Here is an 18,628-nt window from a genome sequence, read left to right as displayed (position 1 = left end):
CGGCCCCGCCCCTGCCGCCGGACACGCTGCGCGCCGCCGCCGCGCCCTGGATCGCGCGCTTGCTCGGTGGCGATGAGCCGGACGCGGCCTCGCCCAACCACGCCGCCCTGATCGATGCGTTGCAGGCGCTGATGCAGCAGCACGTCGGCCCGTTCCGCAACGAGGCGGGCCTGCGGCAGGCCCTGCGGGACATCGACGCGCTCAGGCGCCGGGCCGGCGCCGCGCTGCCCGGCGGCGGTCCGCAGGACCCGCTGCGCCTGGACGCGCTGGACCTGGGCAACATGCTGCTGGTGGCCGAGGCCGTGACGCGCAGCGCGCTGGCGCGCCAGGAAAGCCGCGGCGCGCATCAGCGCGAGGACTACCCGCTGCAGGACGACGCCTGGACCCGCAACCAGACCATTGCCTGGCACGACGGCGCCTGGACGCTCGACAGCCAGCCCGTGCAACGCGAACCCCTGGCTCAGGAGACCACGCCATGACCCGCCCCGCCCCAATCGTCCAGCTGCGCGTCCAGCGCAGCGATCCTCCCGGCCGCGTCGATGCCTTCGAGGTGCCGGCCGACGCCGCCGCCTCGTTGCTCGACGGCCTGCGCTGGGTGCGCAGCCATTGCGACAACTCGCTCGGTATCCGCTATGCCTGCATCAATGCCAATGCCTGCAAGGAATGCATGATGCGGCTGGACGGCAAGACGGTCTACGCCTGTACCGCCCGCCTCGAGCCCGGCCGCAGCTACGAGGTGGGCCCCCTGCTCAACAAGCCCCTGCTGCGGGACCTGATTACCGACATTTCGCCCGGCAAGGAACGCCTGTTTCCCGACGCCGGCGGCGAAGACGATTGATCCCGCCCTGCCCGGAACCCCGCCATGACCCCCACCCTCCCCGATGCCGCCGGCAACCCTGCCCTGGAACCGGTGCGCATCCTGTCCTCGGCCCATCTGGCCAACGGCCCGCATGCCGAATTGTCCGAGCTGGAGTTCGGCCTCATCATCGCCCACAACGCCTTCAGCCGCTGGGTGGCGCGCTGCATGGCCGCGGCCGGCGAGCCGGACCTGGGCTTCAACGACATCCTGGTGCTGCACCACGTGCACCACCGCCAGCGCGGCAAGAAGCTGGCCGACATCTGCTTCACCCTCAATTTCGAAGATACCCATGTCATCAGCTATGCGCTGAAGAAGCTCGCCGCGCTGGGCCTGGTGCAGGGCGAGAAAGCGGGCAAGGAAGTGCTCTATGGCACCACGGCCAAGGGGTCGGCGTTGATCGAGGCCTTCCGCGTGGTGCGCGGACGCTGCCTGCTGGCCGCCATCGATGGCGACCTGGCCGACGGCGCGGCCCATGCCGACGCCGCGCGCCGCCTGCGCAGCGTCTCGGGCCTGTACGACCAGGCCGCCCGCGCCGCGTCGTCGCTGTAGGCGCGGCGCGCGCCTTCCGGCCGGACCGGCGTGGATGTCGACGGCCCCGGCGCGCGGGGCCGGGCGCTGCTCAGCCCGTGCGCAACCAGCGCCACAGCGTGGTCGGGCTGATCCCCAGCTGCTCGCAGGCCTTGCGCCGATCGCCGCCGCAGCGCGCCAGCACTTCGCGCACGTGGGCCGCCTGCTGGCGCCGGCCGTGCGTCGCCAGGTCGCCCGGTTCGAGTTCGGCGGCGCGTCGCGTCAGTTCCGGCGCCACATCGGCCACGATGCGCCGCACCTGCTCGTCCGGCGGCGTGTCGGGCATCTCCGCCAGGAACACCGCCAGGCGTTCCAGCACGTTTTCCAGTTCGCGGATGTTGCCGGGCCAGCCGTAGGCCAGCAACGCGTCGCGCAAGGCGTCGGGCAACGGCGGCTCGCCGGCCAGGCCCAGGTTCTGCCGCACCCGCTGGTACAGGTTCTGCGCCAGCAGCCAGATGTCGTCGCGCCGCTCGCGCAGCGTCGGCATGTCGATGCGCAGGATGTTCAGGCGGAAGAACAGGTCCTGGCGGAAGGCGCCGGCCGCGACCATGGCCGCCAGGTCGCGATGGGTGGCGGCCATGATGCGCACGTTGACGGGCACCGGTTCGCTGCCGCCCACGGGCATCACCTGCCGTTCCTGCAGCACGCGCAGCAGGCGGATCTGCAGCGCCGGCGGCATGTCGCCGATCTCGTCCAGGAACAGCGTGCCGTTGTGGGCCGCCTCGAACAGCCCGGGCTTGCCGCCGCGGCGCGCGCCGCTGAAGGCGCCGTCCTCGTAGCCGAACAGTTCGCTTTCCAGCAGGGTTTCGGGCAGCGAGGCGCAGTTGACCGCGATGAAGGGGAAATGATGGCGCGCGCTGGCCTGGTGGATGCCCTGGGCCATGACTTCCTTGCCGGTGCCGCTCTCGCCGCCGATGAGCACCGTCGAATCGACGCGGGCGTAGCGCAGGCCGAGCATGCGGGCCTTCGCCAGCGGCTCGGACTGGCCGTGCAGGTCGTCGAGCGTGTAGCGCACGGTGCGCACGCGGGTGCGGGCCCGGGTGCGCAGGCTGCGGTCGGCGCGGTGGATGGCGCCGGCTTCCTGCAGGGTCAGCACCGCGCCCGACAGGCCGGCCCCGGTCGCCAGCGGAATCCGGTTCACCACCACCATCTTGCCGCCGAGCCGGTGCACCGATTCGGCTTCGCGCTTGCCGCTGCGCAGCACCTCGTCCAGCGACAGCGCCGGCGATATCTCCTCCAGCCGTCGTCCGGCCAGGCCGGCGGCGGTGATGCCCAGCAGGCGTTCGACGGCGGGATTGAGCGCCTGCACGCGGCCGGCGGCGTCGACCGCGGCCACGCCCTCGTCGAGATTGGCCAGCACCGCGTTCAGGTAGTCGCGCCGGCCCGACTCGACGCGCTGCAGGCGGGTGATTTCGATGGCGTCCTCGATGCACGCGGCCACCGTGGCCAGTGAATACACCAGCACGCCGGCCAGCCCCATGCGCTCGGCGTAGTCGACGATCAGGCCCGAACCGACCAGGACCTCGATGCCTTCGTCCTTGAGCTGCTTGGCCTGGGCCAGCGCGTCGTCCTGGTCGCGGTAGGTGCGCACCAGGATGTCGACGGCGAAGGTCTGCATGAAGGTCTGCAGCTCGGGATACTGCGCGTGCTGGCCCAGCAGGGCCACGCGCGGCGAGATCCGGCGCGCCGTGGCCAGCGCGTTCATGACCTCGAAACCGCTGATCTTGACCTGCACCACCGGCACCGTGACGTGGCGGCGCAGATAGCTGCCGTTCAGGCCGGCCGCCACCACCACGTCGACGCGGCCCTGGCGCGCGGCCTCGTTGATGACGCTGGCGGCGGCGTCGAAACCGGCTTCGATCAGCTTGAATTCGCCGCGCTGGGCGTAACTGGGCAGGATCTGGGCGAAGGTGCGGGCGATGCGCGCCACGCCCACGGCCCAGATGCGCGGCAGCGCCGCCAGGTCGGATTCCACGGGTGTCGGGACAGTCAGCATGGCGGCATCGGGAGCGAAGGTCGAAGTGGGGATTTCATCATTGCGATGGCCGCATTTCAATTATGAAAACCCTACCCCGCCGCGCCGCCGCCCGTCCCAGGGAAGGCGCGATTGGCATGCATCTTGCTTGATGGAAAGTCATCACTCCCCTGCCCTTTCCCACCCCGGAGCCTCCCCATGATGACTTCCCCCGAACCCGACCTGCCGGCCAGCGCCGGCCTGCGGCTGCGCAAGGCGATGCAGGCCGAGCAGCCCCTGCAGGTGGTCGGCGCCATCAACGCCAACCATGCGCTGTTGGCGCGGCAGGCCGGCTTTCGCGCCATCTACCTGTCGGGCGGCGGCGTGGCCGCGGGGTCGCTGGGCATGCCCGACCTGGGCATTGTCGGCCTGGAGGACGTGCTGACGGACGTGCGCCGCATCACCGAAGTCTGCCCCCTGCCCCTGGTGGTCGATGTCGACACCGGCTTTGGCGCGTCGGCCTTCAATGTGGCGCGCACCACCCGTTCGATGATCGCCGCGGGCGCCGCCGCCATGCAGATCGAGGACCAGGCCGGCGCCAAGCGTTGCGGCCATCGCCCCAACAAGGAGGTGGTGACCCTGCCGGAGATGGTCGACCGCATCAAGGCGGCCGTCGACGCCCGCACCGATCCGCACTTCGTCATCATCGCCCGCACCGATGCGCTGGCCAGCGAAGGCCGCCAGAGCGCGCTGGACCGGCTGTCCGCCTGCGTCGAGGCCGGCGCCGACATCGCCTTTCCCGAAGCGGTGCATGACCTGGAGGGCTTTCGCGATTTCGCCCGCGCGCTGCCGGCGCCCATCCTGGCCAACATCACCGAATTCGGCCAGACGCCGCTGCTGACGGTGCAGGAGCTGGCCGCCGCGCAGGTCGGCATGGTGCTCTACCCGCTGTCGGCCTTCCGCGCCATGAACCGCGCGGCCCAGCGCACCTACGAGGCGATCCGCCGCGACGGCACCCAGCGCGGCGTGCTCGACCAGATGCAGACGCGCATGGAACTCTATGAAAGCATTGGCTATTTCGCCTATGAAGAGCGGCTGGACGCGCTGTACGCTGACAAGGCCGCCTGACACGCCATGAAGACAGCCGGGCCACCGACCCGGCGACAACGGAACGGAGACAGACGTATCGTGCAGCCCCCCGAGCAAGATCCCTATCTGCAGGCCTACGACCCGGACGCGGAGTATGGCCGCCATTTCAGCGTGCCGGCCTTCGCCGCCGAGCACGGCCTGCAGGCCGGCCGCCTGCCCTACGTGGCGCGCGTGCTGATCGAGAACGCGTTGCGGCATGAAAGCGCCATCCACGGCCACCGGCCGCATGCGCTGGCCCTGCTGCGGGCCTATCACCCCGACGCACCGGCGCCGGATGCGCCCGCCGATGTCTGGCTGCATCCGACGCGGGTGCTGGCGCAGGACGTCAGCGGCATTCCCAGCCTGATCGACCTGGCCGCCATGCGCGATGCGCTGCAGGCGCGCGGCGGCGATCCGCGCCGCATCAATCCGCTGATTCCCACCGACCTGATCGTCGATCATTCGCTGATCGCCGAGGAAGGCGGCCATGCCGGCGCGCGCCAGGCCAACGAGGCGCGCGAATACCGCCAGAACCGCGAGCGCTACACCTTCCTGAAATGGGCCCAGGGCGCGTTCGACAACCTGCGGCTGGTGCCGCCCGGCAAGGGCATCCTGCACCAGATCAACATCGAATACCTGGCCGAGGTGGCGACCACGCGCCGCACCGCGCAGGGCGCGGCGGTGACCTGTCCGGACACCCTGGTCGGCACCGACAGCCATACCACCATGGTCAACGCCCTGGGCGTGCTGGGCTGGGGCGTCGGCGGCATCGAAGCCGAGGCCGCGATGCTGGGTGACGCGCTGGTGCTGCGCGCGCCCGAGGTCATCGGCGTGCGGCTGTACAACCGGCCCGCGCCGGGTGTCACCGCCACCGATCTGGTGCTCAACCTGACCCGCATCCTGCGCGAGGCCAAGGTGGTGGCGCAGTTCGTCGAGTTCACCGGCGAGGCGCTGGATGGCGTGCTGTCGCTGGAAGACCGCGCCACGCTGGCGAACATGGCGCCCGAGTACGGCTCGACCTGCGCCTACTTTCCGGTCGACGAGGAGACCCTGGCCTATCTGGCCCGCACCGGCCGTGACGCGGCACATATCGCACGCGTGCGGCGCTATGCGCAGGCCGCCGGGCTCTGGCGCACGCAGGAGCGGCCCGGCTACAGCCGGCTGGTCGAGGTCGACCTGGCGCAGTTCACGCGCGTGGCCGCCGGGCCCAGCCGGCCGCAGGACCGCATGGCGCTGGAGGAAGTGCCGCTGACCTTCGCCAAGGCCACCGCCGCGCTGCCCCGCCATGAGCATGCCGACCTGCCGCAGGGCGCGGTGGTGCTGGCGGCGATCACCAGTTGCACCAACACGTCCAATCCGCGCCTGCTGGTGGCCGCCGGGCTGCTGGCGCGCAAGGCGCAGGCGCTGGGGTTGCGGCCCGCGGCGTGGACCAAGACGTCGTTCACGCCCGGCTCGCGCGTGGTGACGGACTACTTGCGCGCCAGCGGGCTGCAGGCCGCGCTGGACGCGGTGGGCTTTCACACCGCCGGCTACGGCTGCGCCACCTGCGCCGGTCTGTCCGGTTCATTGTCGCCGGCGGTGGAGCAGCGCATCGCCGACGGCTCGCCGCGCGTGGCGGCGGTGCTGTCGGGCAACCGCAACTTCCCCGGCCGCGTCCATCCGCTGGCGCGCGCCAATTACCTGGTGTCGCCGCCGATGGTGGTGGCCTACGCGCTGGCCGGCACGGTCATGCGCGATCTGCAGCGCGAAGCGGTCGGCTGGCGCGCCGACGGCGCGGCGGTGATGCTGTCGGACCTGTGGCCCAGCGACGCCGAGATCGACGCCGTGGTGGCCGACTACGTGCGGCCCATGATGTTCACCGAGCGCTACCGCGACGTGTTCGAGGGCGATCCGGCCTGGCAGGCCCTGCCTGGCGGCAGCGGCGCCTGCTATCCGTGGGACGCCGACAGCCTCTACCTGCGCCGGCCGCCCTATCTGGACGTGCAGCCGCAGACCGGCACGGTGCGCATCGAGGGCGCGCGCGCCCTGCTCATCCTGGGCGACTCGGTCACCACCGACCATATCTCGCCCGCCAACGAGATCCCGCCCGAGTCGAGCGCCGGGCGTTACCTGCTGTCGCTGGGCGTGCCGGCCGATGCGCTGCACACCTACCTGGCGCGCCGCGGCAACCACCGCGTGATGATGCGCGCCACCTTCGCGCAGCCGACCCTGGTCAACGAACTGCTGCCGCAAGGCCCGGCCGGCCTGACCCGCCACCAGCCCGACGGCGAGATCCAGCCGATCTACGACGCGGCCATGCGCTACCGCGACGCGGGCGTGCCGGTGGTGGTGGTGGCGGGCAAGGACTACGGCAACGGCTCGTCGCGCGACTGGGCCGCCAAAGGCACGCGGCTGCTGGGCGTGCGCGCGGTGATCGCCGAGAGCTTCGAGCGCATCCACCGTTCCAACCTGGTGAACATGGGCGTCCTGCCGTTGCAGCTGCCCGCGGGCGTCACGCGCCTGACGCTGGGCCTGGACGGCAGCGAGACGTTCGACCTTGAAATTCCGGCCGACCTGGCGCCGCGGGGCGAGGCGCGGTGCCTGATCCGCGGCGCCGGCGCGCCGCGGACGCTGACCCTGCTCTGCCGCCTGGACAACGCGCACGAGATGGAGATCTGGCGCGCCGGGGGCATCCTGCCCGCGGTCCTGCGCCAGGCGCTGGAGGATTCGCAGCACGCTTCACAACCATAAAGATGAGGCAGCGCCTCACGCCCTACCAAGGAGACAACATGAAGTTCGACCGACTCAAGTATCCCCTGTACGCCCTCGCGCTCGCGGCGGGCGTGATGACGGCGTCCGCCGCGAGCGCCGCCGCCTGGCCCGAGAAGCCGGTGCGCCTGGTGGTGCCGTTTTCGGCGGGCGGCCAGCTCGACAACATGACGCGGATCTTCGCCACCGGGCTGTCCGACCATCTCAAGCAGCCCGTCATCATCGACAACCGCCCCGGCGCGGGCGGCATCATCGGCTCGGACATGGTGGCCAAGGCGCCGGCCGACGGCTACACCTTCCTGGTGGCCGGCAATGGCGCCATCACCAACAAGCTGCTGCGCAGCAAGATGCCCTATGACGACAGCGACCTGGTGCCGGTCGGGCTGCTGTTCGAATCGTCCTCGGTCATCGTCGTCAGCGCCAACAGCAAGATCCATTCGCTCAAGGACTGGCAGCAGCAGGCCGGCAAGGAGAAGCGCCCGATCCTGTTCGCCACCGCCGGCACCGGCAGCACCGGCCATTTCGTCGCGGAAATGCTGGGCCAGGCGCTCAAGGTGCCGGTCACGGTCGTGCCCTACAAGAGCGGTTCCGAGAGTTCCACCGCGCTGATGGGCGGCCAGGTCGACGCGGCCTCGGAGGCGGCGGTGTCGGTGCGCAGCTACATCGCGTCCGGCCGGGTGCGCGCGCTGGCGGCCACGGCGGACCACCGCTCGCCGCTGTTGCCGGACACGCCCACCACGGCGGAACAGGGCTTTGCCCAGATCAACATCACCCACTGGGGCGGCATGTATGCGCCCAAGGGCACGCCGCAGGACGTCATCAAGGCGATGAACCAGGCCATCGCCGACGTCATGGCCACGCCCAAGGTCAGGCAGCAGCTGGTCGACGCGGGCTACGAGGCGATTCCCGGGTCGGTGGAGAAGTTCGGCAGCTTCATCGCCGCCGAGGACAAGCGGCTGGGCGGGATCGTCAAGAGCGCCAACATGAAGGCGGAATGAGCGGACGCGGGATGGGTGGCGCCGCGGCCGCCCTCCCGCGCGCGGCGCCGGCCTGTCGACAAAGGGAGGCAAGCGCCTTGCCTCGTGTTCGTCTCAGCGGTCCAGGCCGGCCGCCAGCACGTACTTGACCTCGACGTACTCTTCGATGCCGTAGTAGCTGCCTTCGCGCCCGTAACCCGAGTGCTTGATGCCGCCGAACGGCACCGACGCGGTGCCGACCGAGCCGGAATTCAGGATCACCATGCCGGCCTCGATGCGCCGCGCCAGGCGCAGCGAACGGGCCAGATCACGGGTGAATACATACGCCACCAGGCCGTATTCGGAGTCATTGGCGCGCCGCACCACCTCGTCCTCGTCGCCGAAGCGGTAGATCGCGAACACCGGCCCGAAGATCTCGGTGCGGGCGATGCGCATCGTGTCGTCCACTTCGGTCAGCACGGTCGGCTCGTAGAAGTTGCCGCCGCGGGCATGGCGCCGGCCGCCCAGCACGGGCTGGGCGCCCTGCCGCGTCGCGTCATCCACCAGCTGCGCCACCTTGTCCACGCCGGCGGCGTTGATCAGCGGCCCCACCACGAATTCGTCCTGCATGCCCTGGTCGACGCGGATCCGCGCCACCTTGTCGGTCACCGCCGCGACGAAGCGGTCATGGATGGCCTCGTGCACGTAGACGCGGTTGGGCGAGATGCAGACCTGGCCCGAGTTGCGCAGCTTGGCCGTGACCAGCTGGGCGGCGGCCGTTTCGATATCGGCATCGTCGAACACGATGAATGGCGCGTTGCCGCCCAGTTCCAGCGTCATTTTCTTCAGGTCGTTGCCGCAGGCCGAGGCCAGCCGCTTGCCCACGGCGGTCGAGCCCGTGAACGAGAGCTTGCGGATGCGCGGATCGTCGGTGAAGCGCTCGCCGATCTCCTGGGGATTGCCGGTCACCATTTCGAAGACGCCGGCTGGTATGCCGGCCTGGCGCGCGTAGTCGAGCATTCTGTAGGCCGTCAACGGCGTCAGCTCGGACGGCTTGATGATCATGGTGCAGCCGGCCGCCAGCGCCGTGGCGATCTTGCGGGCGATCATCATGAACGGGAAATTCCAGGGCGTGATGGCCGCGGTCGGGCCGGCGGGCTCCTTGAACACCAGGACTTCGGCATGCGCGGCGTGCGACGGGATGGTGTCGCCGTAGACCCGCTTGGCCTCTTCCGCGTACCACTCGATGAAGCCCAGGCCGTAGTCGATCTCGCCCAGCGCTTCGGCCAGGCACTTGCCGTTTTCCTGGACCATGAGCTCGGCGAAGACGCGCTTGTCCGCCCGCATCAGCTCGAACCAGCGGCGCAGCAGCTCGCCGCGTTCGCGGGCCAGCTTGCGCGACCAGGCGGGAAAGGCGGCGCAGGCGCGGTCGATGGCCACCTGCACCTCGGCGCCGGTCAGCTCGGGCGCCTGGCCGACCAGCGCGCCGTCGGCGGGGTTGTATACGTGGATCATGATGTCTGCCTTTACAGAGGGGATGGCGCCGGCTCGGGGTATCGCCGGCATGGATTGCATAATAAAATTGCAATACCCAGGCATCCATGGCATTGAGTCTTTGTTCATTGCCTAAAAATATTGAAATGGCAATTTCCAGGCAGACCAAGAAAAGCGCCGTTCCCGCGCCGCCGCCGGTTTCCGGTGATCCCCTGGCTTGCGCTGGCCCGCAGGCGGACGATCCGCAGGCGCGGGTGCGCCGGCGCACGGTCGCCTTGCTGCAGGCGCTGGCGCCCGACGAGGGCTACAACCTGACGGCGCTGCCGGACGTGCGCCTGCTGCGCTCGAACCGCCCGCTGAAGTCCGTGCCGGTGCTGTACGACCCCGGCATCGTGATCGTGTGCCAGGGCCGCAAGCGCGGCTACTTCGGCGGCGACACCTATCTTTACGATGCGCGCCACTGCCTGGTGGTCTCGGTGCCCGTGCCCTTCACGATGGAAACCGACGCCAGCGAGCAGGAGCCGCTGTTGGCCGTCTACATGCACCTGGATTTCAAGCTGGCGGCCGATCTGATGCTGCAGATCGACCAGCTGGGCGGCGTCGCGGCGGCCGAGCCGAAAGGCATGCTGTCCAGCCCGATGAGCCCGCGCCTGTCCGAGTCGGTGCTGCGGTTCCTCGAGGCGATGAGCCGCCCGATGGAAGCGCGGATCCTTGGCCCGTCGCTGGTGCGCGAGATCTACTTCCAGATCCTGACCGGCGACCAGGGCCCGTCGATGCGCGCGGCCCTGTCCATGCAGGGGCATTTCGGCAAGGTGACGCGGGCGCTGCGGCGCATCCACGCGGCCTACCCGCAGGATCTGGACGTCGAGCAGCTGGCGCGCGAGGCCGGCATGAGCGTGCCGGCGTTCCACGTGCACTTCAAGGCGGTCACGCAGACCTCGCCGATGCAGTACCTGAAGTCCACCCGCCTGCACCAGGCGCGGCTGCTGATGGTGCGCAACGGGCTCACCGCCGCGGCCGCCAGCGCGGCGGTCGGCTACGACAGCCCGTCGCAGTTCAGCCGCGAGTTCAAGCGCGTCTTCGGCCGCAGCCCGGTCGAGGAAGTGAAGCGGATGAAGGCCGAGTTCGCCGTGCCGCCGGCCTTCGCGGCGTCAAGCTACGTGTCATCGCACTGAGGCGCGCCCGCTCATTCACCGTCTTCGAACGACCCCGTGCGCACCTCGCCGCCGCGCAGGTAGCGGCTGACCAGCACGCCGCCCGGCGTGGCGTCGACCCGCTCCAGCGTGAAGGCGCGCGCCCGCGCATCGTCGCCGAACACCCGCTTGCCCTGCCCCAGCATCACCGGATAGACCAACAGGGACAGATCATCCACCAGATCCGCCGCCAGCAGCTGGCGCACCATGTCGCCGCTGCCGAACGTCAGCAGATCCGCCCCGCCCTGGCGCTTGAGCGCGCGCACCGCCTCGGCCAGGTCGCCGGACAGCGCCCGGCTGCCCTGCCAGGACAGCCCGTCGGGCCGGTGCGTGGCCACGTGCTTGGGCGCGCTGTTCAGGCGGTCCGCCAGCGGGCGGCTGCCCGAGCCGGCCGGCACGTGGGGCCAGTAGCCCGCGAAGATGTCGTAGGTGCGCCGGCCCAACAGCAGTTCGAACGGCGCCGCCATCAGGTCGCGCACGTGCCTGCCGATGGCGTCGTCGGCATAGGGCACGGTCCAGCCGCCCAGCCGGAAGCCGCCGGACGGGTCTTCATTCGGCCCGCCGGGGGCCTGCACCACGCCGTCCAGGCTGGTGAAGAGGGAAACGATGAGTTTGCGCATGCCGTTCTCCTGGAGAGGGGATCGGGAGGACCCCTGGCACTACGACGAACCAGCCCGGCGCACATCGACAGGGCCGATGCAATAAATGTCTTCGAACCGTCTGGCCCGGCATTCGCTGGCGGATGCCGGGCCAGACGCGGCGCGTCAACCCGGATGCGGCTGATGCCCGCCCCGCGCGCCTTGCCCGCGGGTGCCGATCAGGGCCAGGATGAACACGGCGGCCAACACCACGACGATGGTCGGGGCCGGCGCGCTGTCGAGGAAGAAGCTGAGGTAGGTCCCGGCCAGGCAGGCCGCGAGCGACACGGCGACCGCGACCCACAGCATGGCGCTGAAACGCCGCGTGAGCAGGAAGGCGATCGCGCCCGGGCCGATCAGCAGCCCGATCACCAGGATGATGCCGACCGCCTTGAGCGCGCCCACGACGGTCAGCGAAAGCAGGATCAACAGGCCGTAGTGCAAGCCGCGGACGGGCAGCCCGACCACGCGCGCCTGCCCGGGATCGAATGCGTGCAGCAGGAAATCGCGCCACTTCAGGCCGATGACGCCGACCACCAGCAGCGCGATGACACCGCTCTGGAGCAGATCGCGCGGGCTCGCGCCCAGCAGGTCGCCAAACAGGATGTGATTCAGGTGCAGATCGGATTTGACCGCGACGTGCAGCACCACCCCCAGCCCGAACAGGCTCGAGAACACCACGCCCATGATCGTGTCCTGCTTGAGGCGGCTGTGCGCCCGGATGAAGCCGGTCCCCAGGGCGCAGGCCAGGCCGGCCACGACCGCGCCGACCTCCAGCGGAATCCCGGCGACGTAGGCGAGCACCACGCCCGGCAGCACCGCGTGGGAAATGGCGTCGCCCATCAGCGCCAGGCCCTTCAGGACCAGCAGGCACGAGAGGATCGCCGTCGGCACCGCCACCACGACGGCGATCAGCAGGGCCTCGCGCATGAAATCGAACTGCAGCGGCAGGAAAAGGGATTCCAGGATAGTCATGCGTCGGCCCTCGCCGCCTTGATGCGCCGGCGCGCGGCCAGCAACCCGTGCTTGGGCGCGCAGACAAAGGCGAGCAGGAACGCCAGGGCCTGCAGCACCACGATGACCCCGCCGGTGGCGCCATCCAGGAAGTAGCTCAGGTAGGCCCCGACGCCGCTGCTGGCCGCGCCCAGCGCGACGCTGATGGCCAGCAGGCGGCCGAACCGGTCCGTCAGCAGATAGGCGGTGGCGCCGGGCGTGATGACCATGGCCACCACCAGCAGCCCTCCTACCGTCTGCATGGCCGCGACCGTGCAGGCCGCCAGCAGGACGAAGAACAGGCCCTTGGTGAGCGCGGGATCGATGCCTACCGAGCGCGCATGGTGCGCGTCGAAGAGCGTGATCATCAGGGCCTTCCAGCGCAACAGCAGCACCAGCAGCGAGACGCCGCCGATGGCCAGCAGTTGCACCGTGTCGGCCGGGGTGATCGCCAGGATGTTGCCCAGGATGATGGTCTGGATGCTGACCGATGCCGTGGACAGCGAGACCATGAACAAGCCCAGGCCGAAGAAGGCGGAGAACACGACGCCGATAACGACGTCCTCTTTCAGCCGGGTGCGCTGGTTCAGCAGCAGCATGGCGCCGGCGGCCAGCAACCCCGAGACAAACGCGCCCGCCGAGAAGGACAGGCCGAGCAGATAGGCGCCCGCCACGCCCGGCACGATGGCATGCGCCAGCGCGTCGCCGACCAGCGACCATCCCTTGAGCATGAGGTAGGCGGACAGGAAGCCGCAGAGCGCCCCGACCACGGCGGACACCCAGATGGCGTTGATCATGTAGCCGTAGCCGAACGGTTCGGTGAGCCAGTCAAGCATGGTCCGCTTCTCCGTGACCGTCGCGCGATTCCCGCGCCGTCGCCACGTCGCCGTAGAACACCAGCGGACGCTCGTCGTCGGAGAAGATGCCCACGTCCCGGCCGGGCTGGTCGTCCGTGTCGGGCAGCAGGAAATGCCGCAGCATGCCGCCGAACGTGGCCTGCAGGTTGGCGCGGGTGAACACCTGGGCCATCGGACCGAAGGCCAGCACCTCGCGCTTGATGAGCACCGCGCGGTCGCAGAACTCGGGCACGCTGCCCAGGTTGTGGGTGGACACCAGGATCACGCGCCCTTCGTCGCGCAACTGGCCCAGCAGCGCGATGATCACGTCCTCGGTGGTGACGTCGACGCCGGTGAAGGGTTCGTCCAGCAGGATGACGCGGGCATCCTGCGCCAGCGCGCGGGCCAGGAACACGCGCTTGCGCTGGCCGCCCGAGAGTTCGCCGATCTGCCGGCGGCGCAAGGCGTCCATGCCGACCCGCGTCAAGGCCAGGTCCACGGCCTGGCGGTCCGCCGGGCGCGGCCGGCGCAGCCAGCCCATGTGGCCGTAGCGGCCCATCATCACGACATCCTCGACCAGCAGGGGGAAGTCCCAATCGACCTCTTCGCTCTGCGGCACGTAGGCGATCCACTTGCGGCGCAGCGCGGCGCGCGCCGGCAGGCCGAGCACGGTGACCTGGCCGCGCGCCAGCCGCACGATCCCCATGATGGCCTTGAACAGCGTCGACTTGCCGCTGCCGTTCAGGCCCACCAGCGCCGTGATGGTGCCGGCTGGCGTGTCGAAGCTGGCGTTGCGCAGCGCGACATGGCCATTGCGATAGACGACGGTGGCATCGTCCACCTGGATGCCGGGCGCGGCGGCGCCCTCGCCTTTCGGCGGCCTCACGGCTCCAGCCCCTTGGCGATGGTCTCGGTGGTGACGCGCAACAGGTCCAGATAGGTCGGCACCGGCCCGCTGGGGCCGCTGAGCGAATCGACATACAGCACGCCGCCGTAGCGGGCGCCGGTTTCCTGCGCGACCTGGCGGGCGGGATTGGCGGACACCGTGCTTTCGCTGAAGATCGCCGGGACGCGGTTGGCCGTCATCAGGTCCACCACGCGGCGCACCTGCTGCGGCGTGCCCTGTTGATCGGCGTTGATCGGCCAGAGATACAGCTCGCGCAGGTCGAGATCCCGCGCCAGGTAGCTGAACGCGCCCTCGCTGGTCGCCAGCCAGCGCCGCTCGGGGGGAATGGCCCGCAGGCGCTGGTGCAAGGGGCCGATCGCCTCCTGGATGCGCGCCTTGTAGGCCGCCGCGTTGGCGCGGTAGGTTTCGGCGTTGGCCGGGTCGTACTGGATCAGCGCATCGCGGATGTTGTCCACGTAGATCAGCGCGTTGGCGGGCGACATCCAGGCATGCGGGTTGGGCTTGCCCTCGTAGGGGCCGTCGCCGATGCCGATCGGCTCGATGCCGCGCGTCACCACGACGCCGGGCACGTTCTTGAGCCGATGGAAGAAGCGCTCGAACCATTGTTCCAGGTTCAACCCGTTCCAGAGGATCAATTGCGCGCCCTGGGCCCGCGCCAGGTCGCCCGGCGTCGGCTGGTATTCATGGATTTCGGCCCCGGGCCGGGTCACGGACTCGACCGTGGCGGCATCGCCGGCCACGTTGCGCGCCATGTCCGCGATGACGGTGAACGTCGTCACCACCTTGAATTTCTCGGCCGCCTGCGCGGGCAGGCAGAACGCGGCGAGTGCCAGCGCGAGCCCCGCGGCGAGCGTGGCGCGGGCGGTGCGGCGGCGACGGCCCGCGACTGCGAGGGCATCGGACAATGACGGCATGGCAACTTCCTCCGGGATGCATGACGACGCCTTGCGAATCCCGCGCGCGGGCCGCGTCAGGCGCAAGGACGTCAACAGGAGGGGAAGTCGCGGTATCGCATGGATGCCATCTGGAGGGGCCGGAAACTGGCGAAATAATATAACAATAATTTCCCGCGAGCGGACAGGCGCGACCGCCGTCGTGGCGTCTGCCAGCCGGTCAAACGGTCCCAGAAGTGGTTCGGGGCGCGGCCCGGGCGCCGACGGCCCGGGCGCGGATCAATAGTCGTCGCTGGCGCCGCGGCGGTTGCCGCCGGTGATGCCGGGCTTGCCCAGCGCGTGCAGCGCGACGGCTTCGGCGACCTTCATGCCGTCGATGGCGGCGGACATGATGCCGCCGGCGTAGCCCGCGCCCTCGCCCGCCGGGAACAGGCCGTCGGTGTTCATGCTCTGGAAGTCGTCGCGGCGGGTGATGCGCAGCGGCGACGAGGTGCGGGTCTCGACGCCGGTGAGCACCGCGTCATGCATCGAGAAGCCCTTGATCTGGCGCTCGAACGCCGGCAGCGCTTCGCGGATGGCGGCGATGGCGTAGTCCGGCAGGCTGGACGACAGGTCGGTGAGCGTCACGCCCGGTTTGTACGACGGCGTGACGCTGCCCAGCGCGGTCGAGGGCCGGCCGGCCAGGAAGTCGCCCACCAGTTGCGCCGGCGCGCTGTAGTCGCCGCCGCCCAGTTCGTAGGCGCGCGCCTCCCAGTGGCGCTGGAAGTCGAGCCCGGCCAGGGGCGACTGCTCGATGCCGGGGAAGTCCTTGGGTTCGATGCCCACCACGATGCCGGCGTTGGCGTTGCGTTCGTTGCGCGAGTACTGGCTCATGCCGTTGGTGACCACGCCGCCCGGCTCCGAGGCGGCGGCGACCACGGTTCCGCCCGGGCACATGCAGAAGCTGTAGACCGCGCGGCCGTTGCCGGCGTGATGCACCAGCTTGTAGTCGGCCGCGCCGAGCACCGGATGGCCGGCGCTGGGACCGAAGCGGGCCCGGTCGATCACGGATTGCGGGTGTTCGATACGAAAACCCAGCGAGAACGGCTTGGGCTCCATGAACACGCCGCGCGCGTGCAGCATGCGGAAGGTGTCGCGGGCGCTGTGGCCCACCGCCAGCACCACGTGGCGGGCGGCAATGAATTCCCCGCCCGCCAGGCGCACGCCGCGCACCCGGCCGTCCTCGATCTCGATGTCGTCCACGCGGCTCTCGAAGCGGAACTCGCCGCCCAGCGAGGCGATCTGGGCGCGCATCTGCTCGATCATCTTGACCAGGCGGAAGGTGCCGATGTGCGGCTTGCTGACGTACAGGATCTCGGGCGGCGCGTCGGCGGCCACGAATTCCTGCAGCACCTTGCGGCCGTAATGCTTGGGATCCTTGACCTGGGTCGAGAGCTTGCCGTCGGAGAACGTGCCCGCCCCGCCCTCGCCGAACTGCACGTTCGACTCCGGCTGCAGGGTGTTCTTGCGCCACAGGCCCCAGGTGTCCTTGGTGCGCTCGCGCACCACCCGGCCGCGCTCCAGGATGATGGGCCGAAAGCCCATCTGCGCCAGGATCAGCGCGGCGAACAGGCCGCACGGGCCGAAGCCGATCACCACCGGGCGGCTGCCCTCGGGCAGGTCGGCCGGCGCCTGGCCGACGTACTGGTATTCCATCGGCGGCGTGGGCGCGACGGTGCGCAGGCCCGCGAGCCGCTTGAGGACGGCGGCCTCGTCGGCCACTTCGACATCGATGGAATAGGTCAGCGTGATGGCGCTGCGCTTGCGCGCGTCGTAGCTGCGGCGAAAGATGGTCAGCGCGCGCAGGTCTTGCGGGCCGATGCCCAGGCGGCTGCAGGCCGCGGCGCGCAGGGTGTTTTCGATGTCGTCCTGGGAGGTCGACAGGGGCAGGATGATTTCGGTCAGGCGCAACATGAGGCAGGGGAACCGTGTCAGGGTTCAAGGGCTCGTAAAACGCGTATTAGAACACGCGCGCGGCCCCGTCCCGCGCCCCATGCCGCGCCGTCCGGGCGGGTCCGCGCTCAGCCGCCGCGGCGGACCGACGCCAGCCGTTGCACCACGTCCAGCAGGCGGTCGATCTCCTCGTAGGTGTTGTAGAACGCCAGCGACGGCCGCACCGTGGTTTCCACCCCGAAGCGACGCAGGATCGGCTGGGCGCAATGGTGCCCGGTGCGCACCGCGATGCCCTCCTCGTTCAGCGCCTGGCCGACCTCCTCGGTGCTGTAGCCATCCAGCACGAAGGACATGACGCTGGCCTTGTCCGCCGCCGTGCCGATCAGCCGCACGCCGGGGATGGCGCCCAGCCCGCGCATGCCATGGACCAGCAGGTCATGCTCGTAGCGGCCGATGTTCTCGATGCCCAGGCGCGTTACGTAGTCCAGCGCCGCGCCCAGCCCGACCGCATCGGCGATATTGCCGGTGCCGGCCTCGAACTTGTTCGGAATGGGCTGGAACACCGTTTTTTCGAAGGTCACGTCGGCGATCATGTTGCCGCCGCCCTGCCAGGGCGGCATGTCCTCCAGCACCTCGCGCCGGCCCCAGACCACGCCGATGCCGGTGGGCCCGAAGATCTTGTGGCCGGAAAACACGAAGAAGTCCGCGCCCAGCGCCTGCACGTCCACCCGCAGGTGCGACACCGACTGCGCGCCGTCCACCAGCACGCGGGCGCCGGCCCGGTGCGCCAGTTCGATGATGCGCGCGACCGGCGTGACGGTGCCGAGCGCGTTCGACACCTGGGTCACCGCGACGATGCGGGTGCGGTCATTGAGCAGCTTCTGGTATTCATCCAGCAGGATCTGGCCGGAATCGTCCACCGGAATCACGCGCAATCGCGCGCCCTTGGCCGCCGCCAGCTGCTGCCATGGCACGATGTTGGCGTGGTGCTCGAGGTTGGAGACGATGATCTCGTCGCCCTCGCCCACGTGCTGCGCGCCCCAGCTCTTGGCCACCAGGTTGATGGCCTCGGTGGTGCCGCGCACGAAGATCACCTCGTTGACGTCGGGCGCGTTGATGAAGCGCCGGACCCGCTCGCGCGCGCCCTCGTAGGCGTCGGTGGCGCGCGCCGCCAGCTCGTGCGCGGCGCGATGGATGTTGGAGTTCTCGTGGGCGTAGAAATACGCGATCCGGTCGATCACGCTTTGCGGCTTGTGGGTGGTGGCGGCATTGTCGAACCACACCAGCGGGCGGCCGTTGACGCGTTCCCGCAGCACGGGGAAGTCGCGCCGCACCGCGTGCACGTCGAACGGCGGATGGGCATCGGCGCCGGCATGCGGCGCGGTCCGCGCCTGGGGATGCGCGGGCGTGACGTAGCCGCTGGGCAGCACGACCGCATCGACGAAGTAATAGCGCGGGTCCGGCGAGGCTGCGGCGGCCGCCGGCGGGGCCGGCGCCGCGGGAGTGGCGGCCCGGGCGGGCACGGCCAGC

Annotated in this window: 15 protein-coding genes and 1 pseudogene; 7 read left to right on the top strand and 9 right to left on the bottom strand. The window is 70.1% G+C overall.

Annotated features, from left to right (window positions below):
- The 3 genes and pseudogenes from H0523_RS28975 to H0523_RS28965 form a co-directional block, all read left to right on the top strand.
- Positions 1-479: pseudogene (locus H0523_RS28975) on the top strand (hypothetical protein); the annotation flags it as partial.
- Positions 476-838, top strand: a complete 363-nt coding sequence (locus H0523_RS28970) for a 2Fe-2S iron-sulfur cluster-binding protein (RefSeq protein ID WP_054430441.1) — start codon at positions 476-478, stop codon at positions 836-838. The pseudogene H0523_RS28975 and the gene H0523_RS28970, both read left to right, overlap by 4 nt.
- 24 nt (positions 839-862) lie before the next feature.
- Positions 863-1,408, top strand: a complete 546-nt coding sequence (locus H0523_RS28965) for a winged helix DNA-binding protein (protein ID WP_054430442.1) — start codon at positions 863-865, stop codon at positions 1,406-1,408.
- Positions 1,409-1,478: 70 nt separating this feature from the next.
- Here the strand turns inward: H0523_RS28965 and prpR are convergent, their stop codons facing one another.
- Positions 1,479-3,422 carry a propionate catabolism operon regulatory protein PrpR gene (prpR, locus tag H0523_RS28960; RefSeq protein WP_082404425.1) on the bottom strand — a complete coding sequence of 648 codons (1,944 nt, stop codon included), beginning with the start codon at positions 3,420-3,422 and terminating at the stop codon, positions 1,479-1,481.
- 177 nt (positions 3,423-3,599) lie between these two features.
- Between prpR and prpB the strand changes: the two genes are divergently transcribed.
- Genes prpB through H0523_RS28945 form a run of 3 tightly spaced genes read left to right on the top strand, consistent with a single transcriptional unit; the run spans position 3,600 to position 8,254 of the window.
- Positions 3,600-4,508 carry a methylisocitrate lyase gene (gene prpB, locus H0523_RS28955; RefSeq protein WP_054430443.1) on the top strand — a complete coding sequence of 303 codons (909 nt, stop codon included), beginning with the start codon at positions 3,600-3,602 and terminating at the stop codon, positions 4,506-4,508.
- Positions 4,509-4,568: 60 nt separating this feature from the next.
- Positions 4,569-7,238, top strand: coding sequence for an aconitate hydratase AcnA (gene acnA / locus H0523_RS28950; protein ID WP_054430444.1), 2,670 nt, complete (start codon positions 4,569-4,571; stop codon positions 7,236-7,238).
- A gap of 38 nt (positions 7,239-7,276) precedes the next feature.
- The gene (locus H0523_RS28945; RefSeq protein WP_054430445.1) at positions 7,277-8,254 is read left to right on the top strand and encodes a Bug family tripartite tricarboxylate transporter substrate binding protein; all 978 of its coding nucleotides are present in this window, start codon (positions 7,277-7,279) and stop codon (positions 8,252-8,254) included.
- A 93-nt stretch (positions 8,255-8,347) separates the two neighbouring features.
- Here H0523_RS28945 and H0523_RS28940 read toward each other — a convergent pair whose 3' ends face one another.
- Complete coding sequence (locus tag H0523_RS28940) at positions 8,348-9,727, bottom strand: NAD-dependent succinate-semialdehyde dehydrogenase (protein WP_054430446.1); 1,380 nt, start codon at positions 9,725-9,727, stop codon at positions 8,348-8,350.
- Between the two features lie 125 nt (positions 9,728-9,852).
- Here H0523_RS28940 and H0523_RS28935 point away from each other — a divergent pair, with 125 nt between their 5' ends.
- On the top strand, positions 9,853-10,881 hold the full coding sequence (locus H0523_RS28935) for an AraC family transcriptional regulator (protein WP_277402438.1): 1,029 nt from the start codon (positions 9,853-9,855) through the stop codon (positions 10,879-10,881).
- 11 nt (positions 10,882-10,892) lie between these two features.
- Here the strand turns inward: H0523_RS28935 and H0523_RS28930 are convergent, their stop codons facing one another.
- The 7 genes from H0523_RS28930 to H0523_RS28900 all read right to left on the bottom strand — a co-directional run.
- Positions 10,893-11,519, bottom strand: coding sequence for a dihydrofolate reductase family protein (locus H0523_RS28930; protein WP_054430447.1), 627 nt, complete (start codon positions 11,517-11,519; stop codon positions 10,893-10,895).
- Positions 11,520-11,663: 144 nt separating this feature from the next.
- Positions 11,664-12,512 carry a metal ABC transporter permease gene (locus tag H0523_RS28925; protein WP_054430448.1) on the bottom strand — a complete coding sequence of 283 codons (849 nt, stop codon included), beginning with the start codon at positions 12,510-12,512 and terminating at the stop codon, positions 11,664-11,666.
- Positions 12,509-13,366 carry a metal ABC transporter permease gene (locus H0523_RS28920; protein ID WP_033504404.1) on the bottom strand — a complete coding sequence of 286 codons (858 nt, stop codon included), beginning with the start codon at positions 13,364-13,366 and terminating at the stop codon, positions 12,509-12,511. The genes H0523_RS28925 and H0523_RS28920 overlap by 4 nt, the downstream gene beginning before the upstream one ends.
- Positions 13,359-14,252 carry a manganese/iron ABC transporter ATP-binding protein gene (locus H0523_RS28915; RefSeq protein WP_054430449.1) on the bottom strand — a complete coding sequence of 298 codons (894 nt, stop codon included), beginning with the start codon at positions 14,250-14,252 and terminating at the stop codon, positions 13,359-13,361. The genes H0523_RS28920 and H0523_RS28915 overlap by 8 nt, the downstream gene beginning before the upstream one ends.
- Positions 14,249-15,187 carry a metal ABC transporter substrate-binding protein gene (locus H0523_RS28910; RefSeq protein WP_156350022.1) on the bottom strand — a complete coding sequence of 313 codons (939 nt, stop codon included), beginning with the start codon at positions 15,185-15,187 and terminating at the stop codon, positions 14,249-14,251. The genes H0523_RS28915 and H0523_RS28910 overlap by 4 nt, the downstream gene beginning before the upstream one ends.
- A 258-nt stretch (positions 15,188-15,445) precedes the next feature.
- Positions 15,446-17,119, bottom strand: coding sequence for an NAD(P)/FAD-dependent oxidoreductase (locus H0523_RS28905; protein ID WP_054430450.1), 1,674 nt, complete (start codon positions 17,117-17,119; stop codon positions 15,446-15,448).
- 107 nt (positions 17,120-17,226) lie between these two features.
- The coding region (locus H0523_RS28900; RefSeq protein ID WP_180180234.1) for a family 2A encapsulin nanocompartment cargo protein cysteine desulfurase at positions 17,227-18,628 on the bottom strand (1,402 nt) is incomplete at its 5' end.

Origin of the sequence: Achromobacter insuavis (assembly GCF_902859645.1) — a bacterium.
In the GTDB taxonomy this organism is placed as follows: domain Bacteria; phylum Pseudomonadota; class Gammaproteobacteria; order Burkholderiales; family Burkholderiaceae_B; genus Achromobacter; species Achromobacter insuavis.
The sequence above is the reverse complement of the archived record's forward strand: the minus strand, read 5'-3'. Positions and strand labels throughout refer to the sequence as shown.